The organism is Halobacterium jilantaiense (genome assembly GCF_900110535.1).
GTDB lineage: Archaea > Halobacteriota > Halobacteria > Halobacteriales > Halobacteriaceae > Halobacterium > Halobacterium jilantaiense.
Window position 1 is genome coordinate 1,426,887 of sequence record NZ_FOJA01000001.1, and the last position, 26,733, is coordinate 1,453,619.

Consider the following 26,733-nt stretch of genomic DNA (forward strand, 5'->3'; position numbering starts at 1 on the left):
CACGGCGTTCGCGGCGACGGTGTTTACCCGGGTCGACACCGGCGACTGCGTGGCGTTGTCACAGACCTCGGCAAGAACCGCTGGGGTTACGGCTGCCGGGAAAAGGGCGTGCAGGTGGCGGGGCTGCACCGGTGCGCGGTGCCACCGTTCCGCGTCCGCGCACACCGGGCGACGGTCAGGTCACGCACCGGGGTGGTCCCGCCCTCGCACTTGAATCTCAGCAGGAGCAGTAGTAGTCGCGGTCGGCGAACTCGACGTCCAGACGGTGGGCGATCGGTGCTGGGTCGCTCGGCCGGTAGACGGCGGTGGTGAGGTCGCCGGACTCCTCGAAGGCACCGGAGACGAGCGCCTGCCAGTCCTCGCTGGCGAGCACGTCGCCTGTCTCGCCGCCGGCGACCAGCGGGAGGTAGTCTTCGAGGGAGACCCAGCGCGCGTCTCGGACACCGTCCGACTCGTAGCCCGGTGCGGCGTCCACGCCGGCGGTCGCGTCGCTGTAGGCGGCCATCGGGAGGTTCGCGCCCGCCCGGACGGGCATGCTGATCCACTTCCACGGGCGGGTGTTGACATCGAGGAGGACGTACTCGCCGCGGTCGCGGTCGTAGACGAACTCCGCCTCGCTGATGCCGTGGTAGCCCGCATCCTCGACGACCGAGAGCGCGCGCTCGCGGAGGTCGGGGTTCTCGACAGTCTCGACGACGCAGGACGTGCCGTAGCCGAGCGGCGCGCGGACACGAGCGTTCCCGACGACCGCGAGTGGGTCGCCGGACTCGGGGACGTAGGAGGCCAGCGACTGGTCCTCGCCCCGCGCGACCGGGACCTTCTCTTGGGCCATGACCTCGATACCGGTCTCCTCGGCCATCTCGACGACATCGTGGTACTCCTCGCGGTCCGCGACCTCGACGACGTTCGTGCCGACGGCCTCCTCGAATTCGCGCTTGCGGGCGGGCTTGAGTACGAGCGGGAAGCCGAGTTCGTCGGCGGCCTCCTCGGGGTCGGTCCTGGAGAGGTGGTGGGTCTCCGGGTAGGGGACGCCCAGTTCCTCGCAGCGGTCGTAGAGGCTTGTCTTGTCGAGGACGGCGTCAAGCGTCTCGCTGTCCGCGAACGGCAGTCGGACGCCCTCGGGCTCGGTTTCGGCGAACGCGAGCGCCCACTCGTCCATGCAGCCGAACGCTACGGGCTCGTGATCGAGTTCCGCCGCGAGGGCTTCGACGTCCTCGCGGAAGCCCGCCTGGTCGTCGAGCGGGTACGTGACGCGTCCGGCGTAGTCGGCGGCGTCAGAGGGGGGTGCTGCGCCGTCACCCGAGCGGTCGAGCGCGACGACGGGGACCCCGTAGTCGTCGAGCGCGCGCGCCACGGAGAGGCCGGTGACGTGGGCGTTCGCGACGAACGCGGGCGGCCGGTCGAAGTCGGCTGCCGAGAGCGACTCGCGGAGCGCGTCGAACTCCTGAAAGGTCATGGCGGCGTGTTCCCGACGGGCGGGCTAAAGCGACCCGGTACCCCGAGTGGTCGCCGGTAGTCGGGACAGGCTCGCGGAACGCGGCCAGCGCGCCGGATTCTCGGCGACGGTTCGAAGCCTTTATTCGCGCGCTGACCCTGAGCCACGGGTAGTAACCATGTCCGACAATCCGGCGTCCATGTACCGGAAAATCGACAAGCCGTCCTACACGCGACGGGACTACGTCACCGGGATTCCCGGCTCGAAGATCGCCCAGCACCAGATGGGCGACCTGCAGGCCGATGCCGACGACTACCCCGTCCAGATCAGCCTCGCGCCCGAGGAGCAGTGCCAGCTCCGCCACGGCTCGCTGGAGGCTGCACGGCTGTCGGCGAACCGCCACCTCATCAAGGAACTCGGTGAGGGCAACTACAAGATGCGACTCCGCAAGTTCCCCCACCAGATCATCCGGGAGAACAAGCAGGCGACCGGCGCGGGTGCGGACCGTGTCTCCGACGGGATGCGTCAGGCGTTCGGCGTCCCGGTCGGCACCGCCGCCCGTATCTACCCGGGCGAGCAGCTGTTCACGGCGTACTGCGACGTGGACCAAGCGGAAGAAGTGAAGGAGGCGTTCCGTCGCGCCTACAACAAGATCACGCCGCCGTGCAAGATCAACGTCGAGCGCGGTAACGAACTTCTCGTCCGGTAACGACCGAGATACCGGTTCCTCGGTTCTCGCCGGATTCGTCGTCTCTCGTAGCGGCGGCTTTTTCGTCACGGAGTCCCGACTGGATGGTATGCTGGGGCTGGCGGTCGCGAACGACGCGGAGACCTTCGAGCGGATGACGGGACCGCTGGCCGACCGCGGAATCCGCGCCGAGCACGTGACCGTGCAGGAGACGGTGACGCATCTGGGCGACCCGCCGTTCGACGCGTCGCGGTTCGACGCCGGGTTCGTGTTCCCGAGTCGCCTGATGGAGGGAGGTGTCGTAGACGCGTTCCTCGACGTGCCGTGGGTGAACGACCGGGCGGCGGTGCTTCGGTCACGGAACAAGGCGGGCGCGCTGGCGACCCTTGCGGCGGCCGATGTCCCCGTTCCGGAGACCGCCTACGTCTCGAATCCCGCCGATGCGAGCGAGGTACGGGACGTACTCACCGCGCTCAAGCCGCCGGTGGTCGTGAAGCCGAACTCGACGACCCGGGGCGTCGGCGTGACGAAGGTCCACGACCCGGACTCGCTGGACGGCGTCACGGATTATCTGGAGTTGGTCCACGACTACCGCGCGACCGGCGACAAATCCTACCTGATTCAGGAGTACCTGGCGGACGCCGTCGACTACCGCGTGATGGTGCTGGACGGCGAGGTCGTCGGCGCAGTGCGCCGGGAGTCACCGGGCTGGAAGCACAACGTCCACGGCGGCGCGACCGCGACCGGCGTCGACCTCCCCGAACGACTGCGGGCGCTCGCCGTCGACGCAGCGGCGGCGCTCGATGTCGACTTCCTGGGCGTGGACATCCTCGCGACGGAGGAGCGCGCAGTGGTCTCCGAGACGAACGCGCGACCCACCATCGACGACGAGGCGAAGTACGAGGACGGGTTCTACGACAGGCTGGCGGCGCTGATTCGGCGGGCTGCCGGGTCAGTCGAAGACGCTGGGGAGCGGGGAGAGAACAGCGAGTAGGGCGGGCTTACTGGACGTCGATGTTCGTCGAGGTGTCGGTGCGGTCGAACGCGACTTCGAGGACGCCGTTGTTGTAGGTGGCGTCGCCGGACCGGGCGTCGACGCGGCCCGGGAGGTCGATGCGTTCGTCGTACTCGCGGGTGCCCGAGTGCGCGCTGACAGTGACGGAGTCGCCGTCGCACTGAATCGAGATGTCGTCTTTCTCGACGCCCGGCAGGTCGGCGATGACTCGGACTTCGTCGTCGGTCTCGTGGACGTCCACGTGAGTGCTGGAGGCGAACCCGGACTGGTCGCCGCGATCGAGGCCCTGGCCGGCCCCCATCATGTCCTCCATCATGCGCTCGATCTCGCGGAAGATGTCGTCGAAGGGGTCGTCCCGGTCGTCGCGTCTCATGGGCCGGCGTAGGTGTGGCCTGTGGAAAAGAGTTCGGTCTGTGTTAGTCTCGGCCACACGAAGCGCTAGCGGCCGTTTCAGAGCCCGAGCGCGTCGTTCGTGGTTGCGACCGACTCCTCGGCGTCCATCTCGCCCGTAATCGCCCGGACGGCGTCGACGTTCTCGGGGACGACGTCGGACTCCTGGTGGATGGCCTGGAAGCAGTAGAAATCACGGCCTACCGTGGTGACGGACTCGCCCCAGAGGCAGTTCTCCCAGAGGTCGCCCCGCGGCCGGCCCATGTCCTTGGCGTACTCCTTGAGGGGGCCTGTGCCCTTGATGCCGAGGTCCTTGTCGAGGACCATGATGCGGGACTGTCCCGCGAGGACATCCCGAACCTCGTCGGCGTCCGGTTCGCTTTCGAGGGTGACGTTCACGCTGTGCATGTGCATCAGCGTCGCCGGCACCTTCAGCCCGAGCGTGTCGATGTCGAGGTCGGGGAAGATTGTGTTCACGTCGGGGCCGTGGTGGCTCGGAATCGAGATGGGGTCGGGGAGGATGTCGTTGATGGGGCCCCGTCCCGTCTGTCCGGGGTCGCCGCCGCGCCGGACGAGCGTGGTTCGGACCTTCTCGACGCCGTACTCCTCCTGGAGGGGCGCGAGCAGCCGGGAGAGCCCCGTCGTGTTGCAGGAGACGACGCGGACGTGGTCGGCACCCTCGGCCTCAGCGTAGTTCGAGCGGGCGTTGAACGAGACGTCGGCGACGTCGGCGTCCTCGCCGCCCTGGTAGATGGCGGGGGTGTCGTGTTCCTCGTAGAGCGCGCGGTTCTGCGCGCCGATGCCGGACGGCGTGGCGTCGACGACGACATCGCTCTCGGCGACGAGGTCGTCGACGAGGCCGGCGGTCTCGACGCCCGCCTCGCCGAACTGGTCGGCGCGGTCCTCGATTGCGGCGTAGAGGTCGAAGCCGCGTTCACGGGCCTGTTTCGCTTCGAAGTTCGGGCGGGTCTTCGCCACGCCCGCCACCTCCATGTCGGGCTGGGCGTCGACGGCGTCCGCGACGCGCTTCCCGATGGTTCCGTAGCCGTTGATGCCGACGCGGAGCATACACACGAGTGGTCCACGGACTACCGGATAACCGTTTCGAGGCGGCTCCGCGCGGATTTACCGGGTTTCGAGTAAATCCACTGTGTGGTGTGGTAGCGAAGCACTTTCGTGGAGCGCGTGCGTAGAACGAGACGCAGTATGTCCGAGCGCACCCACGAGCGCGAGGACTGGCAGCTCCCGGAGAACGCCGAGACGCAGTTGGACTACTTCGAGGACGTCGAGGAGCCGTCGGACGTGTGACGCCCACCTACCCGTTTTTCTCGAAAACGCTATCCGGTGAGCGGACGCAGGTCCGGACATGAGCTTGCGCGACGCGGCGAAGACGGCGGTCGAACAGTGCCTGGGACTGGACGCCGACGAGGACTGCGTCGTCGTGACCGACGACGAGCGCCGAGACATCGGGGAGGCGCTCTACGAGGTCGCCAGCGAGGTCAGCGATTCGACGACCATCCTCCAGTACCCGCCGGGCGACCAGCACGGCGCGGAGCCGCCCGCACCGGTAGCGGCCGCGATGAAGGACGCCGACGTGTTCCTCGCACCGACGACGAAGAGCCTGAGCCACACGCGCGCTCGCGGCGCAGCCAACGACGTCGGCGCTCGCGGTGCCACCCTCCCCGGCATCACCGAGGAAGTGTTCACGACCGGACTGGACGCCGACTACGAGACCATCGCCGAGCACTGCGAGGACGTGCTCGCGCAGGTCGCGGCCGCCGACGAGGTCCGCGTGACGACGCCCGCCGGCACCGACATCACGTTCGACGCGGGCGACCGCGACTGGCGCGACGACACCGGCATCGTCCACGACGACGGCGACTTCTCGAACCTTCCCGCGGGCGAAGTGTTCGTCTCCCCAGTGGACGCCAACGGCACGTACGTCGTCGACGGCACGATGATGCCCCACGGCAAACTCGGCGACGGTCAGGAGCTGCGCTTCGAGGTCGAGGACGGCTTCGTCACCGACATCTCCGACGACCAGATTCGCGAGCAGGTCGAGGCCGCCAGCGAGCAGGTCGGCGAGGACGCCTACAACCTCGCGGAACTCGGCATCGGGACGAACGTCGCCGTCACCGACCTCGTCGGCAGCGTGCTGCTCGACGAGAAGGCCGCCGGCACCGTCCACATCGCAATCGGCGACGACGCCGGCATCGGCGGCGACACCGACGCCCCGCTCCACCTCGACGGCATCATCCGGGAGCCGACCGTCTACGCGGACGGCGAAGAAGTTGAGTTGCCGAGCCCGTAACGGCCGACTGGACGGCCGAAAGTCGCGTCGACGACCGACCAGCCGGTAGCGGTGGGATTGAAAGGGGCGGCGGGCTCGCCAGCCGAGATCGTTCGAAAGAGCGCACAGCGCTCTTTCGGCGACAGCGAGTCGCAGGCGGCGAGCGCCGGAAGACCTTCGGTCTCCCGAGCAGTCGGGCGCAGAGCGCCCGACGACCCGCCGGGGCTTTCTACGCGAAATCGTCCGGAGAAGCGGCCGAAATCCGGATTAGAACGATTCGCCTGCTAGACTCCGCGCGTTTTTACGTCCGGGCGGTCAAACTCAGTGTATGAACGTAGACGCTGGCGAGCAGGTCGGGCTGTCGTGTCCGTCCTGTTCCCCGGACCTGGAGACGGTCCACGAGGTCCTGACGACGGGCGGCGGGCACGTAACGGTGGAGTGCGGGGAGTGCGGGCACGTCCACAAGGAGAGCCTGGAGAGCGAGGACACCGAAGCGGTCGACGTGGTGGTCTCGCAGGACGGCGAGTCGTTCACTGGTCGTTCCGAGTTCGGCCCGGAGGAGACGGTGTACGAGGGCGACGAGTTCATCGTCGAGACCGAGGAAACCATCGCGCAGGTTCGCGTGACGAGCATCGAGGTCGGGCCCGAGGACCGGACGAGCCGGGCGGCCGTCGAGGACATCGAGACCGTGTGGACGCGCGCGGTGGACAACGTCTCCGTGGACGTGACCGTCCACCCGCGCGAGGACAGCGACGAGGGCAGCCGCAGCCTCGAAGTCCACGTGCCCGGCGACTTCGAGTTCGTGGTCGGCGAGAGCGTGGAGTTCGGCGACGAGGAGTTCGAGGTGCAGGGCGTCCACGTGCGGGAGTCCGCCGAGGGCGACTACAAGTTCCCGAAGCTCGGGCAGGACGGCGACGTGGTGTTCGCGAAGGACGTGAAACGCGTGTACGGCGCGGACGAGTCGAGCGCGGCCTGGTCCGCGTGGTAGGATGACCAGGGAGGACGAACGACACCAGTTGGCCGACGGGCTTGCGACGCGCCCGAACGTCAGCGACCGTGTGGCGGACGCCATCCGGACGGTGCCGCGACACGAGTTCGTCCCGGAGGACAGGCGGTCGGCGGCGTACAGCGACCGCCCGCTCCCCATCGGCGAAGGCGCGACCATCAGCGCGCCGCACATGGTCGCCGTCGTCGCGACCGAACTCGACCTCCAGTCGGGCGACCGCGTGCTCGAAATCGGAACCGGCTGTGGCTACCACGCCGCAGTCACGGCCGAACTGGTCGGCGCACAGAACGTCTTTTCGGTGGAGTACGTCGGAGCGCTCGCTGACCGGGCGAGCGAGACGCTGGAACGCACGGGCTACGGCGACATCTCCGTCCGGACGGGCGACGGCCACGACGGCTGGCCGGAGCACGCGCCCTACGACGCCGCCTACCTGACGTGCGCGGCACCGGAGTTCCCGGACGCCGTCGTGGAGCAGGTACGGACTGGCGGCCGGCTGGTGGCACCCATCGGCGCTGGCAGCCAGCGCCTCGTCGTCGCCGAGAAGCGCGACGACGGCGGGCTGGACACGCGGGACGAGGGCGCGGTGCGGTTCGTGGAGATGCAGGGCGGCGAGTAAGCGACCGTCGCCCACCGAGGCGCTTGACTTTATCACCGCAGCCGCCCTGCCTCCGGTATGGACTACCGCGAGCTACTCCTGTTGCGGGCGGCCCGCCAGACCGGCGTGCTGGACGCGCTCGTCTCCACAGCCGGCACCCCGGCGGAGGTCGCCGAACAGGCCGGCGTGAGCGAGCGCGCGGCCGAGGCGACCGTCGGCGCGCTCGTCGACCTCGGGTTCCTGCAGTGGGTCGGTGGCGGCGTCGAACCGACCAACAGACTGCTCGGCTTCATCACGAAAACCGACGTGCGCTCGGTCGGCTCGCTGCCCCGGAAGCTCGACGTGGTGGACGCGCTCGTCGACCTTCCAGCTGCGATGCGCTCCGGGAAGGTTCCGGAGTTCGGCGTCGACGAGGAGACCCGGCTCCGGAACCGCCTGGGCGCGGCCGCGGCGAGGCCCGACGCCGAAGTCCGAGCGGCGGTGACGGCGGCAGTCCGCGAACACCCGGACGCAGAGTCGGTGCTCGTCGTCGGTGACGACGCCGGCCAGCACGCCGTCGAGTTCGCCCAGCGGGGCTTCGACGTCGCGTTCCGCCACGAGGCGGCCGTCGTGGACTCGCTCCGACCGCTGCTCGCGCCCGAACCAGTCGAACTGGTGCCGGGGAACGTGACGGACCCGGTCGACGCGGACGCCGACCTCGTCCTCCTCCCGCACGCGCTCTGCACGCGGAGCGAGGCGGACGCCCGCGACCTGCTCGCGGCTGCCTGCGAGTCGGCCGCCGAGGACGGCGTCGTCGTCACCGTCGACAGATTCGGGAGCGACCCGGCGTTGACCGCGGAGCTACTGGCGACGACCGAGGCGGGTGCCGTCCGAGAGCAATCCACGGTCATCGAGTGGTTCGTCGAAGCCGGACTCGCCGACGCCGCGACTACGAACGTGCCCGGGACGCGGTACGGCGTCGTGGCTGGCCGCAGGCGCGCAGTTCAATAGGCTTCGGGGCGGACCGAGACGCATGGAGTTCGCGGCGCTGCGGGACGAGATGGTCGACAGCCTCCTCCACGACGGGGCGGCGCTGCCGGACGCGCGGCCGGCCGACAGAGCGATGCGGGCGGTCCCCCGCCACGAGTTCGTGGACGCCGAACACCGCGCCTACACGGACCAGACCTTCGAACACGAGGGGACACGTGTTCTGGCACCGTCGACGGTCGCCCGTCTGGTCGGCGCGCTCGCGCCAGCCGAGGACGACGACGTGCTCGTGGTGGGTGCAGGCGTCGGCTACACGGTCGCGGTGCTGGCGGAGGTCGTCGGCCCCGAGCACGTCCACGCCATCGACATCGACCGCCAACTCGTCTACGACGCCCGCGGGAATCTCGCGGACGCGGGGTACGGCGACGTGCTCGTGGACTGCCGGGACGGGGCCGACGGCCTCCCTGAGTACGCGCCTTACGACCGGATTCTCGTGGAGGCCGCGGCGGTCGACGCGCCGCCCGCGCTGCTCGACCAGCTCGCCGACGGCGGACGACTCGTGTTCCCGGAGGGAACCAACGACCAGCGCCTCGTCGCCATCGAGGACGGCGAGGTCACTGGCGTCTACGGCCCGGTCGCCTTCGCGCCGCTGCTCGTCGACGGCGAGCAGGCGAGCGCGGTCGAACGGAACCGGACTGTCCGGGAGGACCGCGAGCGCGCCGCGGAGGCCGCCGAGTCGCGGGCGGGCTGGGAGCGCGACTGGATCGACTGGGACGACTACTGACAGCGTTGGGTTCGGACCCGCTACTGGCGGACCACCAGTAGTCTCGTGTTCTCGCGCCGGTCGACGTACTGGTCGCCAGCCGGCGGCTTCAGCGAGATTGCGAGCGTGCCCTCGTCCTGGTTCGGGCCGAGTTCGGGGTCGAGGTCGAGCGTGACGGTGCCGTTGTCGCCCGTGGTGGCGGTGGCGACGCCGTCGAGGTCGGCGGTCCCGCTCTTCACGACGACCGTCGCGCCCGAGACCGGGTCGCCGTCGGCGTCGACGGCGGTGACCTCGACGGTCTGCTCGCCTGGTTCGACGACGTCGGGGCTCGGCTTCGCGTCGAGTTCGCTGACGGCGAGCGTGTTCACGCCGTTGACCATGCTGAGCATCACGCTGAGGGCGGCGACGCCGACGACGAACGCGACGACGAGCCGGACGGGCAGCCCCTCGATGCCGCGGTCGTCGTCTGCGAACTGACCGAGCGCGAGCCGATTCCGGAGGCCGGCAGGGAGCGAGTCGAGCACGACCGGGGTTGGTCCCGGCCTCCCTCTTGAAGTCTCGCGCGAAAGTTCTTGTGTGGTGCCGGGACCACTCGGGTCCATGGACGTGCTCGGCGGCGACGGCGCGGTGTGTGGACGGCTCGGCCGCTACCTGGCTCGGGACGGCAGCACGGGGGCTCGGGTGGCGCTTGACTTCGACCGCCCCCACGCGGGCGTGGTCGTGGGCAAGCGCGGCAGCGGTAAGTCCCACACACTCGGCGTGCTCGCGGAGGGGCTGGCCGGCGCACCCGGCGTCGCGCCCGTCGTGGTCGACCCGATGGGGGCGTTCACGGGGCTGCGTGCGGCCGGACTAGACGTGGTCGTTCCGCGGGTCCGAGCGAGCGCCCTCGACCCCCGAGCGTGGTGTGTGCTGCTGGACCTCGACCCGGCCAGTCCGGCGGGCACGCTCGTCTGGCGGGCGGCCGCCGCCGAATCGACGCTCGACGGCATGCGGTCGTGGGTCGCGGACTGCGAGGCCGCTCCAGCGGCCAGACGGGGAGCCGGCAACCACCTCGCGCTCGCTGCGTCCTGGGGCTGCTTCCGGCCGGACGCGCCGAGCGCCAGAGCGCTGCTCGACGGCGGAGCGGTGCTGGACGCGACCGGCTACCGGGGGCGCGCGCTCCAGGCGGTGGTGGCGGCGGTCGCGTCGGGGTTGTACGAGGTGGCGGTGAGCGACCGAGCGACGCAGCTACCGTGGCTGCTCGTAGACGAGGCGCACGCGTGCGCGACCGGGGCCGCGCGAGACGCCGTCGATACGCTGTACACCCGGGGGAGAGCGCCGGGTGCGAGCGTCGTGCTGGCGACCCAGCGGCCGAGCGCGCTCCCGGAGACCGCCGTCTCGCAGTCAGACCTCGTGGTCGCTCACCGGCTGACGAGCGAGCGCGACGTTTCGGCGCTCGCGTCGGTGCAGCCGACCTACCTCGCCGGGTCACTGGCCGACAGAATTCCCCGCGGGACGGGGGACGCGCTCGTCGTCGACGACGCCACGGAATCAGTGTGTACGGTGCGTGTGCGGGAGCGCGAGACGGAGCACGGTGGCGACAGCAGCACGGCGACGAGCGCGGCCTCGTCGAGCGGGTGAGTGAGACGGGGCCGTTCGAGGTGTTACTGGTCGGAGTGGTCCTACTCGTACTCGTAGGGGTCGCGGTCGCCCTCCACGTCGAGGTACTCGTCGTTGACCTCCCACCCGCCGTCCTCGGTCTGCACCATGTACTCGCCGTAGTACGGCACCCTGTTGTCGACCGTTTCTCGAAACGCCGCGCGCATCGACGCCTTCGTCTCCCCGACAGACCGGAGGTCGTCGTTGCGGTTCAGGCAGCCCTTGAGGTAGCCGTCGTGGGTGAGCCGAACGCGGTGGCAGTTCGCGCAGAACTGGGGATTCTCCACGGGGTCGACGATTTCGACCATCCCCCGGCCGGCCATCTCGGCGTCCGCGTCGGCCGCGACGCTCGCACCGCCGTCGGCGGCGGCAGCGGCACCCTCGGCGGCAGCCGCCTCGGGTTCGAGGTCGGTGTCGTCCTCGCTGCTGGACACCCAGTAGCGGCGGCGGTCGTGCATCTCGCGGGTCTCGACGTGGTCGGCACGGTCCTCCAGCCAGTCGTGGACGCGGTCGATGTCGATGGCCCACTCCGGGCGGCCCGCCAGTTCGGGCATGTACTCGATGAGCTGGAGCTGGAGGCCGTCGCGCTCGGCGACGTGGTCGACCATCTCCGGGACGTAGCCGGCGGTCGGCTCGAAGACGACCATGTTCAGTTTGACGGGCGCGAGTCCGGCGTCGAGTGCGGCCTGCACGCCCTCCAAGACTTTCTCGTAGGCCCCGCTCTGGGTCAGTTCGGCGAACGCATCCTTGTCCATGGCGTCCTGAGAGACGTTCACGCGCTCGAGGCCAGCGTCCACGAGGGCCTCGGCGCGACCGGGGAGAAAGGTGCCGTTGGTGGTCATCGAGACTTCCATGCCGTCGGGGGTGCGCGCGACAATCTCTTCGAGGTCCTGGCGGAGCATCGGTTCCCCGCCGGTGAACTTCACGGCGTCGACGCCGAACTCGTGGGCGACTTCGAGGAACGCGACGACCTGATCCGTAGAGAGCTCGTCCTCGCGGGGGTCCATCGGACCGCGGGTGTCTCCGAGGCCCTCGTTGTGGCAGTAGACGCAGTCGAAGTTACAGCGGTCTGTGAGGGAGACGCGGACGCCGGACACGTCCCGTCCGAAGTCGTCCTGTAGCATTGCCTTGGTACCACGTCGCACTCGACGCAGTTAAACAGTCTCCCCACACTGCGGCAATTCCGCGCCGGGTGCCCGGTGGCCTTTTGCCCCGCTCACGCCAACGCGGGCCCATGAGCCGGCTGGACCTCGACTCCACACAACTCGACCGGTACTCCCGGCACATCATCATGGACGACGTCGGCCCCGAGGGGCAGGCGGCCCTTCTCGACGCCGACGTGCTCGTGCTGGGCGCGGGCGGCCTCGGCTCGCCCATCCTCCAGTACCTGGCCGCCGCGGGTGTCGGCACGCTCGGTGTCGCCGACGACGACAGCGTGGAGCGCTCGAACCTCCAGCGCCAGACCATCCACGGCGTCGACGACATCGGCCGGAAGAAGGTCCAGAGCGCGGCCGAATTCGTCGAGAGCAGGAACCCGGACGTGGACGTCCAGCCCCACGACCTGCGCGTGACCGCGGAGAACGTCGAGGACCTGATTTCGGGCTACGACTTCGTCGTGGACGGCACGGACAACTTCCAGACCAGATACCTCGTGAACGACGCGTGTACGCTCGCGGGCGTGCCGTTCTCCCACGGTGCCATCTTCCGCTTCGAGGGACAAGTCACGACGTTCGCAGGCGGCGACGACTCGCCGTGCTACCGCTGCCTGTTCCCGGAAGCCCCACCGGAGGGAACCGTGCCGGACTGCTCGACGGCCGGCGTGCTCGGCGTGCTCCCGGGGACGGTCGGATCCATCCAGGCGACGGAGGCCGTGAAGTGGGTGCTCGGCGAGGGCGACCTGCTCGACGGCCGGATGCTGTTCTACGACGCGTCGAACATGGAGTTCGACAGCTTCGCGGTGTCGAAACGCCCGGACTGCCCGGTCTGCGGCGACGACCCCGAAATCGACTCTGTACACGATGTCGAGTACGTCGACTCCTGTGCCATCGGCGACGCGAACGGAGCCGCAGCCTCGCAGAACTGACTGGCGTCGGTCGAGCAGGCGGCCGGTTCCGAGGAGAAGCGAGGTTACTGGGGCCGCTCGTGACGCCAGAATGCCTCGTCGACGGTGACCTCCTTCTTGAACAGTGGCACCTCGTCTTTGAGACGGTCGATGCCGTCCGAGACAGTCTCGAAGGCCTCGTCGCGGTGGCCCGCGAGCACGACCACGAAGACGACGTCCTCGCCCGCTGGAACGACGCCCGTGCGGTGGTGCATGCGGACATCGTAGACGCCGTCGCGGGCGCAGAGCTCCTCGCGGATAGTCGCCATGCGCTGCTCGGCGACGGTGTCGTAGCGCTCGAACTCCAGGTGTTCCGTCGGTACATCCTCTGGGTTGTCTCGCTCGCGCACGCGCCCGGTGAAGGTAGCGACGGCACCGGCGTACTCGCTGTCGGCGTGGGCCTCGACGTCCGCGACCAGCGAGTTCAGGGTTTCTCGCTCCGGGGCGTCCGCGACGGCCGCCAGGACAGCGTCGGTGGCGAGCGCGTCGGCGTCCGCGGCGGTCACGGCGGGGTCGTCGGCGTCGTGGCTCCCGAGTGCGACCGTCGGTAGGTCGGTGTTCTCGAACCCCTGGACGACGACGTAGTCGAACTCGGGCGCGAGGTCGTCGAGAACGTCGTCGAGCGTGCGGCCCTCTCCGCTGGCCGTCCACACGCCATCGGCAGCGAGCGTGACGGACCGCGGGGCGGCCGTGGCATCTCTGGACGCGGGCGCGTCGTCGGGTTCCCCGTCTCGGTGGTGTACTGTCGCAACTCGTCCACGGTCTTCGAGCGCGTCGACCACGTCGGCCACGGCCGCTGTGCGGTCGGCGTCGTCCGGGCCGACGACCGCGAGTGCTCTCATGGGCGTCCGTTGGCTCGCGGGCGTGATAAGGTTCGCCCGACAGAGGCCAGTGGTGCTGGCGCTGCGGGCGAGTCACGGCCGCACCTGTGGGAATACCGACGACAGCGGTGATAGCTCGGCGGCGACAGCACCGATACCGTACGTGATTCGGCGGCGGCACACCAACACGCCTATACTCGACACGCGCCTGGCTTCGGCCACGAATGACAGCGCTGACTGACGCGCTCGCGTGGGTCGTGATCGCGGCGTTCGCCACGAGCGCCCTGGTCGAGGCGCGCGGGGGTCGCGACCGACTACAGCGGTACGCGGCCGTCTCGGCGTGGGCGGTGTTCGCGCTGTTCTGGGGGCTGCTCGTGGAGCACTTCCTGTTCGCCCAGCAGTCACTCATCGAGGGTGTGCTCGCCGCAGTGGCAGTGCCGGCGTGTCTCTACACGGCGTACCTCGTCGGGACCGGGCGGAAAGACCTGGAGACCCTGACGCGCTCGATCGCCATCATGGGGCTAATCTACATCCCGTTCCAGACGATTCAACCCCTCCAGAAGTGGGCGATTCTGACGACGACCGACCACGCGGCGTGGCTGATGGGCCAGTTCGGCTACCACCCGGCGATTCAGATCGCGCCGGAGTACCACGGCTACCAGTCCCAGTTCGTGTTCAGAGGCGAGCACGTGGTCACGGGCGAGTCCTGGGGGTTCCCGACGACCGTCGTGCTGGCGTGTACGGGTATCGGGAGCATCAGCATCGTCGCGGGACTGGCGCTCGCTGTCGACGCACCACTGAAACGCCGGCTGCAGGCGGTCGGGCTGGCAGCGCCGCTCATCTACGCGATGAACCTCGTTCGCGTGTCGTTCATCGCAGTCGCGCACGGCGAACAGTGGTTCCAGGGCCAGTTCGTCCGAGATGCCGTGTTCCTGCTGTTCCCGAGCGACGACCCGAACATGGCGTCGTACCTGTTCGCCGACCGCGTGCTCGCGCAATCTGCCTCCGTCGTCGTGCTCGTGGTGTTGACACTCGTGTTGCTGCGTATCGTCCCGGAACTCGGTGGCATCATCGAGGACGTGGCGTACATCGCCACCGGCAACGAGTACGACATCACCGGACGGTTCGCACAGCGGAACTGAGGCGGCAAGGATACGACGATACCGCTCGTCGCTATCGTGGAATATCGCCGCCAAATTCGTAGTCCACAGCCCAGTTAATAGAGGGGTGGTCAATCTCTGCCGAGAAGCGGAGTTCCATCTTCTGCTCGGTCGCGTCGTCGATATCTATCCAGTAGAGAGTGTCCGTCTTTGGGTACCGGACGACAAATGCGTCAACCGCTTCCTCGTACGTCTGTTCGTGGTAGCTTCCCTCTCTGGTGGTCTGTGAGTGAGTGTTGAATCGGATAGTGTCGTTTTTGTTCTCCCAGGCGGTCTTGCATTGCACTCGATGGAGAGTCCCGCCATCGTCAACGATGAGATCGTATTTGTCGTTGTCTCCGAAGGGGACTGATACGCTGTATCCAGATGCGACGAGCTCTGTGAGGATCCTAGCCTCGGTCTCGTCGCCCGTCTGTTTCGAGTTCTCTCGTGGCAAAGGTGTGTAGTACCTCCTACGCTACTGAAGAGGATTGCATTGGACCCATAGGAAGCTGACGACTGTTGCTTCGAAGTTGGCGTCGAAGGAGAAAGCGCCCGGAGCGGGATTTGAACCCGCGTCACAACCGTGACAGGGTTGTATGATGGGCCACTACACCATCCGGGCTGGCTGCACTCATTCGTAGCCGGGTTGTATTCTTAAGGCTTTCCAATCGGCGGGTCGTGTGGTCCGTGGTGTCGTGGGTGGTCCGGGCACATTGAAGTTGGCAAGAGTTAAATGCTGCGGGCGGCAATCCCACTGTAGTATCTCGTGAGAGTCAGTTCTCCCCCCATCCAGATGCACCCATGGTAGACGTAAGCCAACACGAACTCGTGCCCGAGCACACGGTTCTCGACGAGGACGACCTCGAAGAGGTGCTCGAAGATTACGAGATCGACCGCACGGAACTCCCGAAGATCAAGCGCAAGGACCCGGCGCTACCCGACGACGCGGCGGTCGGCGACGTCGTCAAAATCGTCCGGGACTCGCGAACCACAGACGAAGCCATCGTGTACCGACTGGTGATCGAATAGATGCAACAGGAAGACAAACGCGAACTGTCCGAATCGTACTTCTCGAAGGAACGCCTCGCCGAACACCACTTCCGCTCGTACAACTCCTTCCTCGAGCGCGGCATGCAGGACGTCGTCACCGAGAAGGAGAAGATCGAGACGGACATCGGCGACAAGGAAGAAGAGGAACCGGTGTGGGTCGAACTCGGCGACGTCCGCACCGTCACGCCGCGCGTCCGGGAGGCCGACGGCAGCGAGGAGCTGCTGTACCCCCAGGAAGCGCGTCTGCGGAACATCACGTACTCCGCGCCCGTGTTCATGGAGATGAGCATCGTTCGGGGCGGCGAGGAAGAAGAGGAACGCGTCCTCGACACGACCGAGACGAAGGTCGGCCGGATGCCCATCATGGTGGGCTCCGACAAGTGTAACATCGCGGGCTTCAGCGACGACGAGCTCGTCGAGATCGGCGAAGACCCCGCCGACCCGGGTGGGTACTTCATCATCAACGGCAGCGAGCGCGTGCTGATGACCAGCGAGGACCTCGCGCCGAACAAGATTCTCGCCGAGTACGACTCGAAGTACGGCGACGAGATTCAGGTCGCGAAGACGTTCAGTCAGCGCCGCGGCTACCGCGCGCTGGTGCTCGTCGAACGCAACCGCGAAGGCCTGCTCGAAGTGTCGTTCCCCTCGGTCTCAGGTTCGATCAGCTTCGTCACGCTCGTGCGGGCGCTCGGCCTCGAATCCGACGAGGAGATCGTCCACCGGGTCAGCGAAGACCCGGAAATCGTGAAGTTCATGCTGGAGAATCTGGAGGAGGCCGACGTCCAGACCCAGGAGGAGGCCATCGAGGACCTCGGGCAGCGCGTCGCCTCCGGCCAGGGGAAGAACTACCAGCTGAAGCGAGCGAACTACGTCATCGACCGCTACCTCCTGCCGCACCTCCACGAGGACGGCGTCGAGGAGGAGGAGACCCGCATCAACAAGGCGTACTACCTCTGCCGGATGGCCGAAGCGTGCTTCGAGCTCGCGCTCGACCGCCGCGAGGCCGACGACAAAGACCACTACGCGAACAAGCGCCTGAAGGTCTCCGGCGACCTGATGAAGGACCTGTTCCGGACGGCGCTGAACAAGCTGGCGCGCGACGTGAAGTACCAGCTCGAACGCGCGAACATGCGGAACCGCGAACTCACCGTGAACACGGTGGTTCGCTCCGACGTGCTGACCGAGCGGCTCGAACACCCGATCGCGACCGGCAACTGGGTGGGTGGCCGGTCCGGGGTGAGCCAGCTCGTCGACCGCACCGACTTCATGGGCGTGCTCAGTCACCTGCGCCGCCTGCGGAGTCCGCTGTCCCGCAGCCAGCCGCACTTCGAGGCGCGGGACCTGCACGCGACCCAGTGGGGTCGCATCTGTCCCTCCGAGACGCCGGAGGGCCCGAACTGTGGTCTGGTGAAGAACTTCGCGCAGGCGATGGAGCTCTCCCAGAACGTCGACGACGAGCGGGAACTGAAGCGGGAGCTGTCCTCGATGGGCGTCGAGGGCATCCCGGGCATCAGCACGGACGCGACAGCGAACACGCCCGCGGACGACTAACATGAGCACGGAACGAGAAGCCAAAGTCTACGTCAACGGGAGCCTCGTGGGGACTCACGAGAACCCGGAACAGCTCGCCGAACAGATCCGGGAGGCGCGACGCCGCGGGGAGGTCTCCGAGATGGTGAACGTCTCCGTGAAAGACCGAACGGGCGAGGTCATCGTGAACGCGGACGCGGGCCGAGCCCGCCGCCCGCTGCTCGTCGTGGAGGACGGCGAGCCCGTCGTCACCCAGCAGGAAGTCGAGGCGCTGGAGAGCGGCGACATCGAGTTCGAGGACCTCGTGCGCGAGGGGAAAGTCGAGTTCATCGACGCCGAGGAGGAAGAAGACATCCTCGTGGGCGTCGACGAGGAGGAGCTCACCGACAACCACACGCACCTCGAAATCGACCCGCAGCTCATCTTCGGCATCGGTGCCGGGATGATTCCGTACCCCGAGCACAACGCGAGCCCCCGCATTACGATGGGGGCGGGGATGATGAAACAGAGTCTGGGTCTGCCGGCGGCGAACTACCGCATCCGGCCGGACACCCGCCAGCACCTCCTGCACTACCCGCAGAAGGCGATGGTGAACACCCAGACGACGAAGCAGATCGGCTACGACGACCGGCCGGCGGGCCAGAACTTCGTCGTCGCCGTGATGTCCTACGAGGGCTTCAACATCGAGGACGCCCTCGTCATGAACAAGGGGTCCGTCGAGCGCGCGCTCTCCCGCTCGCACTTCTTCCGCACGTACGAGGGCGAGGAGCGCCGCTACCCGGGCGGTCAGGAGGACCGCTTCGAGATTCCGGGCGACGACGTGCGGGGCGCGCGCGGCGAGGACGCGTACACGCACCTCGACGACGACGGCCTCGTCAACCCCGAGACGAAAGTCGACGACTCCTCGGTGCTGCTCGGGAAGACGAGTCCGCCGCGGTTCCTCGAAGAACCCGAGGACATGGGCGGGCTCAGCCCGCAGAAGCGCCGCGAGACCTCGGTCACGATGCGGTCCGGCGAGGACGGCGTCGTGGACACGGTCACGCTGATGGAGGGCGAGGACGGTTCGAAGCTCGCCAAGGTCAGCGTGCGCGACGAGCGCATCCCGGAGCTCGGAGACAAGTTCGCGAGCCGCCACGGCCAGAAGGGCGTCGTCGGCCACCTCGCGCCCCACGAGGACATGCCGTTCACGCAGGAGGGCGTGGTGCCCGACCTGGTCCTGAACCCGCACGCGCTGCCGTCCCGGATGACGGTCGGCCACGTGCTGGAGATGCTCGGCGGGAAGGCCGGCAGCCTCGACGGGCGCTCCGTCGACGGCACGCCGTTCACCGGCGAGGACGAAGACGAGATCCGCGGCACGCTCGAAGACCGCGGGTTCAAATCCTCCGGCAAGGAGGTGCTGTACTCCGGCGTCTCCGGCGAGAAGATCGAGGCCGAGATCTTCGTCGGCACCATCTTCTACCACAAGCTCTACCACATGGTGTCGAACAAGATTCACGCTCGCTCCAAGGGCCCCGTGCAGGTGCTCACGCGACAGCCGACCGAGGGCCGCGCCCGCGAGGGTGGCCTCCGCGTCGGTGAGATGGAGCGTGACACCGTCATCGGGCACGGTGCCGCGATGGTGCTCAAGGAGCGGCTGCTGGACTCCTCGGACCGCGAGGAGGTCCACGTCTGTGGGAACTGCGGGATGACGGCCGTGGAGAACTACGAGCAGCGCCGCGTGTACTGTCCGAACTGCGAAGAAGAGACCGACGTGCACAGCATCGAGATGAGCTACGCGTTCAAGCTCCTGCTCGACGAGATGAAGGCGCTCGGCATCGCGCCGCGCCTCGAACTGGAGGACGCAGTATAATGAGTGCAGGCCAAGCCCCCAAGGAGATCGGCGAAATCAGCTTCGGGCTGATGGACCCCGAGGAGTACCGAGACATGTCCGCCACGAAGGTCATCACGGCGGACACGTACGACGACGACGGCTTCCCCATCGACATGGGCCTGATGGACCCGCGGCTGGGCGTCATCGACCCCGGCCTGGAGTGCAAGACCTGCGGGCAGCGCTCGGGGAGCTGCAACGGCCACTTCGGCCACATCGAGCTGGCTGCGCCAGTCATCCACGTCGGGTTCTCGAAGCTCATCCGTCGCCTCCTGCGCGGGACGTGTCGCGAGTGCGCGAACCTCCTGCTCACCGAGGAGGAGAAAGACGAGTACCGAGAGGACCTCGACCGCACGCGGAGCCTCCGGCAGGACGTCTCCGACGTGATGACGGCGGCCATCCGCGAGGCCCGGAAGAAGGACCACTGCCCGCACTGCGGGGAAGTCCAGTACGACATCAAGCACGAGAAGCCGACCACGTACTACGAGGTCCAGCAGGTGCTGGCCTCCGACTACAGCGAGCGCATCGCGGCGTCGATGCAGCCCGACGAGGACGAGGACGACGCGGGCATCAGCCCCCAAGAGCTCTCCGAGGAGACGGACATCGACATCAGCCGCATCAACGAGATTCTCTCCGGCGAGTTCCGGCCGCGGCGCGAGGACCGCGAGGCCATCGAGGCGGCCATCGGCGCGGACCTCACGACCGAGGACATGAACAAGCTCATGCCGTCGGACATCCGGGACTGGTTCGAGGACATCCCCGGCGAGGACCTTGGCGCGCTCGGCGTGGACGCCGAACGCAGCCGCCCCGAGTGGATGATTCTGACCGTCCTCCCGGTCCCGCCGGTGACGGCGCGGCCCTCGATTACGCTGGACAACGGCCAGCGCAGCGAGGACGACCTCACGCACAAGCTCGTGGACATCATCCGCATCAACCAGCGGTTCATGGAGAACCGCGAGGCGGGTGCGCCACAGCTCATCATCGAGGACCTCTGGGAGCTGCTGCAGTACCACGTCACGACGTTCATGGACAACGAGATCTCGGGGACGCCGCCGGCCCGCCACCGTTCGGGCCGCCCCCTGAAGACGCTCTCCCAGCGCCTCAAGGGCAAGGAGGGCCGCTTCCGCGGGTCGCTGTCCGGGAAGCGCGTGAACTTCTCCGCGCGGACCGTCATCAGCCCGGACCCCACGCTGTCGCTGAACGAGGTCGGGGTCCCCGACCGCGTCGCGACCGAGATGACCCAGACGATGGTCGTCAACGAGGGCAACCTCGAGCGGGCGCGACGCTACGTCCGGAACGGCCCCGAGGGCCACCCGGGCGCGAACTACGTCACGCGACCCGACGGCCGCCGCGTGCGCGTCACGGAGAAGGTGTGTGAGGAGCTCGCCGAGCGCGTCGAGCCCGGCTGGGAGGTCCAGCGCCACCTCATCGACGGCGACATCATCATCTTCAACCGGCAGCCATCGCTGCACCGGATGTCCATCATGGCCCACGAGGTCGTGGTGATGCCGTACAAGACGTTCCGCCTGAATACTGTCGTCTGTCCGCCGTACAACGCCGACTTCGACGGCGACGAGATGAACATGCACGCCCTCCAGAACGAGGAGGCGCGCGCGGAAGCCCGCGTCCTGATGCGCGTTCAGGAGCAGATTCTCTCGCCGCGGTTCGGCGGGAACATCATCGGTGCCATTCAGGACCACATCAGCGGGACGTACCTGCTGACGAACACCAACCCGACGTTCAACGAGACGCAGGCCTCCGACCTGCTCCGGCAGACCCGCATCGACGAGCTGCCGGAGCCGGCCGGCACCGACGAGGAGACCGGCGAGCCGTACTGGGAGGGCCGTCAGCTCTTCAGCGAGCTGCTGCCCGACGACCTCAACCTCGAGTTCACGGGAACCACGGGCGAGCCGGTCGTCATCGAGGACGGCCAGCTCGTCGAGGGCACCATCGCCGAGGACGAGGTCGGCGGCTTCGGCGGCGAGATCGTCGACACCATCACGAAGGTCCACGGGAACACGCGTTCGCGCATCTTCATCAACGAGGTCGCGGCGCTCGCGATGCGCTCGATCATGCACTTCGGGTTCTCCATCGGCATCGACGACGAGACGGTGTCGACGGAGGCCCGCGAACGCATCGACGAAGCCATCGAGTCCGCCTACGACCGCGTCCAGGAGCTCATCGAGACCTACGAGAACGGGGACCTCGAGAGCCTGCCGGGCCGCACCGTCGACGAGACGCTGGAGATGAAGATCATGCAGACCCTCGGGAAGGCCCGCGACTCCGCGGGTGACGTCGCCGAAGAGAACTTCGACGAGGACAACCCCGCGGTCGTCATGGCGAACTCCGGCGCGCGTGGGTCGATGCTGAACCTCACCCAGATGGCCGGCTGCGTCGGGCAGCAGGCAGTCCGTGGCGAGCGCATCAACCGCGGGTACGAGGACCGCACCCTCTCGCACTTCGAGCCGAACGACCTCTCCAGTGAAGCCCACGGCTTCGTGGAGAACTCCTACACGAGCGGTCTGACCCCGAAGGAGTTCTTCTTCCACGCGATGGGTGGCCGCGAGGGCCTGGTCGACACCGCAGTCCGGACGTCGAAGTCCGGCTACCTGCAGCGCCGGCTCATCAACGCGCTGTCCGAGCTGGAGACCCAGTACGACGGCACCGTCCGGGACACCAGCGACACCATCGTCCAGTTCGAGTTCGGCGAGGACGGCACCAGTCCCGTGCAGGTGTCCTCCGACGAGGACGTCGACATCGACGTCGAGCACGTCGCCGACCGCATCCTGAACTCCGAGTTCGACAGCGACACCGAGAAGTCCGAGTTCCTCGACGTGCAGGAGCCGCCGACGAACCTCTCCGAGCACGGCGCGTCCTGGGAGGTGGAGTCGGATGACTGAATTCGACGTCACCGACGGCGTCCACGAGGTCATCGAGGACACCGAACTCCCGCGACGCCTGAAAGACCGCGTGCTCGCCACCGCCGAGGAGCGAGACGTCACGAAAGGGCAAGCCCGAGAGATTGCGACCGCCGTCGAGGCGCAGTACATCGACACGCGCGTCGACCCCCTCGACCCGGTCGGCACCGTCAGCGCCCAGTCCATCGGGGAGCCGGGGACGCAGATGACGATGAACACGTTCCACTACGCGGGCGTCGCGGAGATGGACGTCACGCAGGGGCTGCCGCGACTCATCGAGCTCGTGGACGCCCGGAAGACCCCGGACACGCCTGTCATGGAGGTGTACCTCGAGGACGAGTACGCCGAGAAACGCGAGCGCGCCCACGAGGTCGTCTGGGAGATCGAGGCGACGCGCATCCTCGCGCTCGGTGACATCTCCACGAACGTCGCGGACATGGTCGTCCGCATCGACCTCAACGAGGACACGCTCCAGGAACGCTGGCCGCGCGTCGACTCCACCACCGAAATCGCGGGCGAGGTCGCCGAGACCATCGAGGGCAGCCTCGGCGTGACGGTCACGCAGGACGGCACCGTCCTCGAGTTCGGCCCGAGCGAGCCGTCCTACCGCGAGCTCCTGCAGCTCGTCGAGCAGCTCCGCGAAATCGTCTTCAAGGGCATCGAGGACGTGAGCCGCGTCGTCATTCGTCGCGAAGAGATCGGCGACAGCGAGGAGTTCGTCCTCTACACCGAGGGCTCCGCGTTCAAGAAAGCCCTCAAGATCGAGGGCGTCGACGCCACCCGGACGTCGTGCAACAACATCCACGAGGTCCACAAGACCCTCGGCATCGAGGCCGCGCGGGAAGCCATCATCAACGAGACGATGAACACCCTCGAAGAACAGGGGCTCGGCGACGTGAACATCCGCCACCTGATGCTGGTCGCGGACATCATGACCAACGACGGCACCATCCAGTCCATCGGCCGGCACGGCATCTCCGGCAACAAGGACTCCGTGCTCGCGCGCGCCGCCTTCGAGGTCACCGTCAACCACCTGCTCGACGCTGCGATCTACGGCGAGAGCGACGACCTCGACGGCGTCATCGAGAACGTCATCGTCGGGAAGCCCGTGCGGCTCGGCACCGGCGACGTCGACCTCCGAATGGGCATCACCGAATCCGACTGATGACAGTCCGGCTCTCCGACGAAGCCCGCCGCCTCATCGCCGCCTTCGAGGACGAGACCGACGCGACCGCCGTCGACTGCGTCGTCGACGACGACCACGACCGCGTCGTCTACGTCGTCGCCGCGGGCGAGATGGGGTCGGCTATCGGCGAGGGCGGCAGCCGCGTCGAAGAGCTCCAGGACAAACTCGGCCGTACCGTCGTCCTCGTCGAGGACGCACCGACCCCGGAGGGGTTCGTCGCGAACGCGCTCTCCCCCGCGGCGGTCTACAACGTCACTATCAGCGAGAACGACACCACGGTCGCCTACGCCGAGGTCGCCCACGACGACAAGGGCGTCGCCATCGGCTCGAACGGCAGGAACATCCAGACCGCCAAGGAGCTGGCCGAACGCCACTACGGCATCGACGACATCCAGCTCACGTAGGCGCTTTTGCGCTGCGGGCGCGCTCCGCGCGCCCTCGGCAAAACCGACATCAAAAGCACTCCTCCGTCACTTCGCTTCGCTCCGTTCAGTCGTCGGTTCGCTCCGCGAACGCAGGGAGCGCGGGGGCCGAGAACCCCCGACTGGGGGTTCGACGGTGACTTTGGCCGAGGTTTTGCCGGGTCGAGCGAGACCAGCGGTCTCGCTGGCCGTGCGAACGGGCGGCAAAGCAGCCCGTGAACAGACGACTGGTGTCAGCCGCTCGCGCAGCGGAAAAGGTCGGGCTTAAGTGCCTCCGTGGGATATTCGGCTGTATGACGAACGGCAAGTACGCCGCTCGCAAACTCAAGAAGGACCGCCAGAAGCGCCGGTGGTCCGATTCGGAGTACGCGCGGCGAGAGCGGGGGCTCGGTAAGAAGTCCGACCCCCTCGAGGGAGCCCCGCAGGGGCGTGGCATCGTACTAGAGAAGGTCGGCATCGAAGCCAAGCAGCCGAACTCCGCGATTCGGAAGTGCGTTCGGGTGCAGCTCATCAAGAACGGGAAGCAGGTCACTGCGTTCTGTCCCGGTGACGGCGCAATCTCGTTCATCGACGAGCACGACGAAGTCACCATCGCCGGTATCGGTGGGGCGAAGGGTCGTGCGATGGGCGACCTCTCCGGTGTGAACTACAAGGTCGAGAAGGTCAACGGCGTGAGCCTCATCGAACTGGTTCGCGGGAACGCGGAGAAGCCGGTGCGATAACACATGAGTGAGGACGAAGCCCCCGAGCCGGACGCCCCGGCCGGGACCGACGACGAGGAAGTGAACGCGCTGCTGTTCGGCAAGTGGGAGACCACCGGCATTCAGTACGAGGACCCGAGCACGCGACGCTACCTCGCTGTAACGCCTGTCGCGCACACGATGGGCCGCCACGCGCAGAAGCAGTTCAAGAAGAGCGAGCTCTCCATCGTCGAGCGGCTCGCGAACCGTCTGATGAAGACGGGCGCGAACGCGGGGAAGAAGCAGCAGGCCCTGCAGATTGTTCGCGACGCCTTCGACATCGTCCACGAGCGCACCGACGAGAACCCGATTCAGGTGCTCGTGAGCGCGGTGGAGAACGCGGCCCCCCGAGAGGAGACCGTGCGCCTGAAGTACGGTGGCATCTCGGTCCCGCAGGCCGTCGACACGGCTCCGCAGCGCCGCGTCGACCAGGCCCTGAAGTTCCTCGCCGACGGCGCGCACTCGTCGTCGTTCAAGACGCCGACGGACGCCGCCGAGGCGCTGGCGAACCAGCTCGTCGGCGCGGCCGACTACAACGTCCAGACGTACGCCATCGGTCAGAAAGAAGAGAAGGAACGCGTCGCCGCCGCGGCACGCTAACACGCCGTCTCGTTTCTCGCCGAGCCGAGTCCGCTCTCGCGCGATTCCGCTTGGCGCGCTCTCGACTGAACAGCGATGCGTCCGCGCGACGGTGCAGACACATACCTGAAAACAGTTAACGGAGGCCTGACGTATTGGGGGGTGTATGCGCAGTAACCGCCGTACGTTCCTCGCTTCCCTGGGGCTGGCCGGCCTGACGAGTGTCGCCGGCTGTACGTCCTTCGGGGATTCCGACGAGGCGACGCCCTCCGAAACGACGCCGCAGACGTCAGTGGACCCGGTCGACGACGACCAGTACGACCTCGCCGTCACACACGACGCCGAGAACTGGACGGAGTACGACCCCGAGTGGAAACATCCCGTAGACCCACCGGAGCTAGACGTGACGACGGAGACCGTCATCGAGGGCCTGAAGATTCCCTGGGACCTCGCATTCGCGCCGAACGGCGACCTCTTCATCACCGAGCGCGTCGGCCGGATATCGCGGTACAGCGCCGACGACATGGAGACGGTCGCGACTCCCGACGTGATCGACCACGCCGACTCGATTGCGCCCGGCGAGGAGGGCGGCTGGTGGGAGGCCGGCAGCGAGGGCGGACTGATGGGGCTGGCAGTCCACCCGAACTACCCGGACGTGCCGCTCGTGTACGCCATCTACACCCGGAAAGACGAACCTGCGGTGTCCGGTGGCGACGACTTCGTCAATCGGCTCTCGTACTTCGACGTCTCCGCGGACGACCCCGGGGAGACGGAGACGGTCGTCATCGACGGTATCCCGGGCAACGAGATTATCCACAACGGCGCACGGCTCGCGTTCGGTCCGGAGAACTACCTGTGGGTGACGACGGGTGACGCCGCGTCGGTCAATCCCGACCTCGGGACCGACAAGCCGCTGCCGCAGGACACGTCGTCGCTCGCGGGGAAAGTGCTCCGACTCAAGCCGGACGGGACCGCGCCCGCGGACAACCCCGCCGTCGGTGGCGACCCGCGAGTGTACACCTACGGCCACCGGAACCCGCAGGGCATCACGTTCATGCCGGACACGACGCCCGTGGAGACGGAACACGGGCCGTCGGCCCACGACGAAGTGAACGTACTGGAAGCCGGGGAGAACTACGGGTGGGGTCCGAAAGGCGAGCGTGCACGCAGGGCCGAGACGTACCGTGGCAGTGACTACGCGCGCCCGGTCGTGAACACGGAGAAGACGTGGGCACCGCCGGGCGCGGTGTTCTACACTGGGGACGCGGTTCCGTCCTGGCAGAACCGGCTGCTCGTCGGCGGCCTGAGCTCCCAGCGCATCAACATTGTGACCGTCTACCCGACCGACGGCGAACCGGCGTCGGCCGGCAACGGTGGTCAGCGCTTCGACGCCGACTGGATGAACGCCGACTACAGCGCAGTCCACCACACGACGCTGGCGGACGAACTCGGCCGCATTCGGCACATCGAACAGGGACCGGACGGCGCGCTGTACGCGGTGACGTCGAACCGGGACGGCCGCGCGAAGGGCGACCAGTTCCCGCGGGAGGCCGACGACCGGCTGGTGCGCATCACGCCGGCGTAGCTGCGT

At 67.7% G+C, this 26,733-nt stretch carries 26 protein-coding genes and 1 tRNA gene; 19 read left to right on the plus strand and 8 right to left on the minus strand.

What is annotated here, in order from left to right:
• Nucleotides 1-217: 217 nt before the first annotated feature.
• Nucleotides 218-1,456, minus strand: coding sequence for a carboxylate--amine ligase (locus tag BMW35_RS07330; RefSeq protein ID WP_089668711.1), 1,239 nt, complete (start codon nt 1,454-1,456; stop codon nt 218-220).
• Nucleotides 1,457-1,613: 157 nt separating this feature from the next.
• On the opposite strand from BMW35_RS07330, the gene BMW35_RS07335 reads away from it, so the two are divergent.
• Together BMW35_RS07335 and BMW35_RS07340 are read left to right on the plus strand one after the other, a co-directional pair.
• Nucleotides 1,614-2,144, plus strand: a complete 531-nt coding sequence (locus BMW35_RS07335) for a 50S ribosomal protein L16 (RefSeq protein WP_089668712.1) — start codon at nt 1,614-1,616, stop codon at nt 2,142-2,144.
• Nucleotides 2,145-2,232: 88 nt separating this feature from the next.
• Complete coding sequence (locus tag BMW35_RS07340) at nt 2,233-3,117, plus strand: ATP-grasp domain-containing protein (protein WP_089668713.1); 885 nt, start codon at nt 2,233-2,235, stop codon at nt 3,115-3,117.
• A 7-nt stretch (nt 3,118-3,124) separates the two neighbouring features.
• Here the strand turns inward: BMW35_RS07340 and BMW35_RS07345 are convergent, their stop codons facing one another.
• Both BMW35_RS07345 and BMW35_RS07350 read right to left on the minus strand, forming a co-directional pair.
• Nucleotides 3,125-3,511, minus strand: a complete 387-nt coding sequence (locus BMW35_RS07345) for an Hsp20/alpha crystallin family protein (RefSeq protein ID WP_089668714.1) — start codon at nt 3,509-3,511, stop codon at nt 3,125-3,127.
• Between the two features lie 77 nt (nt 3,512-3,588).
• Complete coding sequence (locus tag BMW35_RS07350) at nt 3,589-4,596, minus strand: type II glyceraldehyde-3-phosphate dehydrogenase (RefSeq protein ID WP_089668715.1); 1,008 nt, start codon at nt 4,594-4,596, stop codon at nt 3,589-3,591.
• 298 nt (nt 4,597-4,894) lie between these two features.
• Between BMW35_RS07350 and BMW35_RS07355 the strand changes: the two genes are divergently transcribed.
• From BMW35_RS07355 to BMW35_RS07375, 5 genes are all read left to right on the plus strand, one after another.
• Entirely contained in the window at nt 4,895-5,839 is a 945-nt protein-coding gene (locus BMW35_RS07355; protein ID WP_089668716.1) for an aminopeptidase, read from the plus strand.
• 307 nt (nt 5,840-6,146) lie between these two features.
• The gene (locus BMW35_RS07360; protein WP_089668717.1) at nt 6,147-6,806 is read left to right on the plus strand and encodes an HVO_0476 family zinc finger protein; all 660 of its coding nucleotides are present in this window, start codon (nt 6,147-6,149) and stop codon (nt 6,804-6,806) included.
• A gap of 1 nt (nt 6,807) precedes the next feature.
• A complete protein-coding gene (locus BMW35_RS07365; protein WP_089668718.1) occupies nt 6,808-7,440 on the plus strand; it encodes a protein-L-isoaspartate(D-aspartate) O-methyltransferase in 633 nt (210 codons plus the stop codon).
• Between the two features lie 57 nt (nt 7,441-7,497).
• The gene (locus tag BMW35_RS07370; protein WP_089668719.1) at nt 7,498-8,409 is read left to right on the plus strand and encodes a hypothetical protein; all 912 of its coding nucleotides are present in this window, start codon (nt 7,498-7,500) and stop codon (nt 8,407-8,409) included.
• A gap of 22 nt (nt 8,410-8,431) precedes the next feature.
• Complete coding sequence (locus tag BMW35_RS07375) at nt 8,432-9,169, plus strand: protein-L-isoaspartate O-methyltransferase family protein (protein WP_089668720.1); 738 nt, start codon at nt 8,432-8,434, stop codon at nt 9,167-9,169.
• Nucleotides 9,170-9,189: 20 nt separating this feature from the next.
• Here BMW35_RS07375 and BMW35_RS07380 read toward each other — a convergent pair whose 3' ends face one another.
• Complete coding sequence (locus BMW35_RS07380; protein ID WP_089668721.1) at nt 9,190-9,672, minus strand: carboxypeptidase-like regulatory domain-containing protein; 483 nt, start codon at nt 9,670-9,672, stop codon at nt 9,190-9,192.
• A 76-nt stretch (nt 9,673-9,748) separates the two neighbouring features.
• Between BMW35_RS07380 and BMW35_RS07385 the strand changes: the two genes are divergently transcribed.
• Nucleotides 9,749-10,768 carry an ATP-binding protein gene (locus tag BMW35_RS07385; RefSeq protein WP_089668722.1) on the plus strand — a complete coding sequence of 340 codons (1,020 nt, stop codon included), beginning with the start codon at nt 9,749-9,751 and terminating at the stop codon, nt 10,766-10,768.
• Between the two features lie 41 nt (nt 10,769-10,809).
• Here BMW35_RS07385 and moaA read toward each other — a convergent pair whose 3' ends face one another.
• On the minus strand, nt 10,810-11,910 hold the full coding sequence (gene moaA, locus BMW35_RS07390; protein ID WP_089668723.1) for a GTP 3',8-cyclase MoaA: 1,101 nt from the start codon (nt 11,908-11,910) through the stop codon (nt 10,810-10,812).
• A gap of 110 nt (nt 11,911-12,020) precedes the next feature.
• On the opposite strand from moaA, the gene ubaA reads away from it, so the two are divergent.
• Nucleotides 12,021-12,869 (plus strand): SAMP-activating enzyme E1, encoded by an 849-nt coding sequence (gene ubaA, locus BMW35_RS07395; RefSeq protein ID WP_089668724.1) that lies wholly within the window; start codon nt 12,021-12,023, stop codon nt 12,867-12,869.
• A 44-nt stretch (nt 12,870-12,913) separates the two neighbouring features.
• Here ubaA and BMW35_RS07400 read toward each other — a convergent pair whose 3' ends face one another.
• Nucleotides 12,914-13,729, minus strand: coding sequence for a molybdopterin synthase (locus BMW35_RS07400; RefSeq protein WP_089668725.1), 816 nt, complete (start codon nt 13,727-13,729; stop codon nt 12,914-12,916).
• 203 nt (nt 13,730-13,932) lie between these two features.
• Between BMW35_RS07400 and artA the strand changes: the two genes are divergently transcribed.
• Nucleotides 13,933-14,850, plus strand: a complete 918-nt coding sequence (gene artA / locus BMW35_RS07405; RefSeq protein WP_089668726.1) for an archaeosortase A — start codon at nt 13,933-13,935, stop codon at nt 14,848-14,850.
• A 31-nt stretch (nt 14,851-14,881) separates the two neighbouring features.
• Here the strand turns inward: artA and BMW35_RS07410 are convergent, their stop codons facing one another.
• Entirely contained in the window at nt 14,882-15,304 is a 423-nt protein-coding gene (locus BMW35_RS07410) for a group I intron-associated PD-(D/E)XK endonuclease (protein ID WP_089668727.1), read from the minus strand.
• Nucleotides 15,305-15,399: 95 nt separating this feature from the next.
• Nucleotides 15,400-15,472: transfer RNA gene (locus tag BMW35_RS07415), tRNA-Asp, on the minus strand.
• A 179-nt stretch (nt 15,473-15,651) separates the two neighbouring features.
• Here BMW35_RS07415 and BMW35_RS07420 point away from each other — a divergent pair.
• The 9 genes from BMW35_RS07420 to BMW35_RS07460 all read left to right on the plus strand — a co-directional run bounded on the left by BMW35_RS07420 (nt 15,652) and on the right by BMW35_RS07460 (nt 26,727).
• Nucleotides 15,652-15,879, plus strand: a complete 228-nt coding sequence (locus tag BMW35_RS07420; RefSeq protein ID WP_089668728.1) for a DNA-directed RNA polymerase subunit H — start codon at nt 15,652-15,654, stop codon at nt 15,877-15,879.
• The gene (locus tag BMW35_RS07425) at nt 15,880-17,451 is read left to right on the plus strand and encodes a DNA-directed RNA polymerase subunit B'' (protein WP_089668729.1); all 1,572 of its coding nucleotides are present in this window, start codon (nt 15,880-15,882) and stop codon (nt 17,449-17,451) included. It begins immediately after the preceding gene.
• Nucleotide 17,452: 1 nt separating this feature from the next.
• On the plus strand, nt 17,453-19,279 hold the full coding sequence (gene rpoB, locus BMW35_RS07430) for a DNA-directed RNA polymerase subunit B (RefSeq protein WP_089668730.1): 1,827 nt from the start codon (nt 17,453-17,455) through the stop codon (nt 19,277-19,279).
• Entirely contained in the window at nt 19,279-22,197 is a 2,919-nt protein-coding gene (locus BMW35_RS07435) for a DNA-directed RNA polymerase subunit A' (protein ID WP_089668731.1), read from the plus strand. The genes rpoB and BMW35_RS07435 overlap by 1 nt, the downstream gene beginning before the upstream one ends.
• Complete coding sequence (rpoA2, locus tag BMW35_RS07440) at nt 22,190-23,380, plus strand: DNA-directed RNA polymerase subunit A'' (RefSeq protein ID WP_089668732.1); 1,191 nt, start codon at nt 22,190-22,192, stop codon at nt 23,378-23,380. Before BMW35_RS07435 ends, rpoA2 begins: the two co-directional genes overlap by 8 nt.
• Entirely contained in the window at nt 23,380-23,805 is a 426-nt protein-coding gene (locus BMW35_RS07445) for a NusA-like transcription termination signal-binding factor (protein ID WP_089668733.1), read from the plus strand. The genes rpoA2 and BMW35_RS07445 overlap by 1 nt, the downstream gene beginning before the upstream one ends.
• A 311-nt stretch (nt 23,806-24,116) precedes the next feature.
• Nucleotides 24,117-24,545, plus strand: coding sequence for a 30S ribosomal protein S12 (locus tag BMW35_RS07450; RefSeq protein ID WP_089668734.1), 429 nt, complete (start codon nt 24,117-24,119; stop codon nt 24,543-24,545).
• A gap of 3 nt (nt 24,546-24,548) precedes the next feature.
• The gene (locus tag BMW35_RS07455; protein WP_089668735.1) at nt 24,549-25,163 is read left to right on the plus strand and encodes a 30S ribosomal protein S7; all 615 of its coding nucleotides are present in this window, start codon (nt 24,549-24,551) and stop codon (nt 25,161-25,163) included.
• A 145-nt stretch (nt 25,164-25,308) separates the two neighbouring features.
• Nucleotides 25,309-26,727: a PQQ-dependent sugar dehydrogenase gene (locus tag BMW35_RS07460; protein ID WP_089668736.1), complete on the plus strand. Its 1,419-nt coding sequence runs from the start codon at nt 25,309-25,311 to the stop codon at nt 26,725-26,727.
• The last annotated feature ends 6 nt before the right edge of the window (nt 26,728-26,733 follow it).

Bases quoted from the DNA above. Each gene is read 5' to 3' on its own strand.
- BMW35_RS07330 (WP_089668711.1), bottom strand. From the start codon at position 1,456: ATGACCTTTCAGGAGTTCGACGCGCTCCGCGAGTCGCTCTCGGCAGCC.
- BMW35_RS07335 (WP_089668712.1), top strand. From the start codon at position 1,614: ATGTCCGACAATCCGGCGTCCATGTACCGGAAAATCGACAAGCCGTCC.
- BMW35_RS07340 (WP_089668713.1), top strand. From the start codon at position 2,233: ATGCTGGGGCTGGCGGTCGCGAACGACGCGGAGACCTTCGAGCGGATG.
- BMW35_RS07345 (WP_089668714.1), bottom strand. From the start codon at position 3,511: ATGAGACGCGACGACCGGGACGACCCCTTCGACGACATCTTCCGCGAG.
- BMW35_RS07350 (WP_089668715.1), bottom strand. From the start codon at position 4,596: ATGCTCCGCGTCGGCATCAACGGCTACGGAACCATCGGGAAGCGCGTC.
- BMW35_RS07355 (WP_089668716.1), top strand. From the start codon at position 4,895: ATGAGCTTGCGCGACGCGGCGAAGACGGCGGTCGAACAGTGCCTGGGA.
- BMW35_RS07360 (WP_089668717.1), top strand. From the start codon at position 6,147: ATGAACGTAGACGCTGGCGAGCAGGTCGGGCTGTCGTGTCCGTCCTGT.
- BMW35_RS07365 (WP_089668718.1), top strand. From the start codon at position 6,808: ATGACCAGGGAGGACGAACGACACCAGTTGGCCGACGGGCTTGCGACG.
- BMW35_RS07370 (WP_089668719.1), top strand. From the start codon at position 7,498: ATGGACTACCGCGAGCTACTCCTGTTGCGGGCGGCCCGCCAGACCGGC.
- BMW35_RS07375 (WP_089668720.1), top strand. From the start codon at position 8,432: ATGGAGTTCGCGGCGCTGCGGGACGAGATGGTCGACAGCCTCCTCCAC.
- BMW35_RS07385 (WP_089668722.1), top strand. From the start codon at position 9,749: ATGGACGTGCTCGGCGGCGACGGCGCGGTGTGTGGACGGCTCGGCCGC.
- moaA (WP_089668723.1), bottom strand. From the start codon at position 11,910: ATGCTACAGGACGACTTCGGACGGGACGTGTCCGGCGTCCGCGTCTCC.
- ubaA (WP_089668724.1), top strand. From the start codon at position 12,021: ATGAGCCGGCTGGACCTCGACTCCACACAACTCGACCGGTACTCCCGG.
- BMW35_RS07400 (WP_089668725.1), bottom strand. From the start codon at position 13,729: ATGAGAGCACTCGCGGTCGTCGGCCCGGACGACGCCGACCGCACAGCG.
- artA (WP_089668726.1), top strand. From the start codon at position 13,933: ATGACAGCGCTGACTGACGCGCTCGCGTGGGTCGTGATCGCGGCGTTC.
- BMW35_RS07420 (WP_089668728.1), top strand. From the start codon at position 15,652: ATGGTAGACGTAAGCCAACACGAACTCGTGCCCGAGCACACGGTTCTC.
- BMW35_RS07425 (WP_089668729.1), top strand. From the start codon at position 15,880: ATGCAACAGGAAGACAAACGCGAACTGTCCGAATCGTACTTCTCGAAG.
- rpoB (WP_089668730.1), top strand. From the start codon at position 17,453: ATGAGCACGGAACGAGAAGCCAAAGTCTACGTCAACGGGAGCCTCGTG.
- BMW35_RS07435 (WP_089668731.1), top strand. From the start codon at position 19,279: ATGAGTGCAGGCCAAGCCCCCAAGGAGATCGGCGAAATCAGCTTCGGG.
- rpoA2 (WP_089668732.1), top strand. From the start codon at position 22,190: ATGACTGAATTCGACGTCACCGACGGCGTCCACGAGGTCATCGAGGAC.
- BMW35_RS07445 (WP_089668733.1), top strand. From the start codon at position 23,380: ATGACAGTCCGGCTCTCCGACGAAGCCCGCCGCCTCATCGCCGCCTTC.
- BMW35_RS07450 (WP_089668734.1), top strand. From the start codon at position 24,117: ATGACGAACGGCAAGTACGCCGCTCGCAAACTCAAGAAGGACCGCCAG.
- BMW35_RS07455 (WP_089668735.1), top strand. From the start codon at position 24,549: ATGAGTGAGGACGAAGCCCCCGAGCCGGACGCCCCGGCCGGGACCGAC.
- BMW35_RS07460 (WP_089668736.1), top strand. From the start codon at position 25,309: ATGCGCAGTAACCGCCGTACGTTCCTCGCTTCCCTGGGGCTGGCCGGC.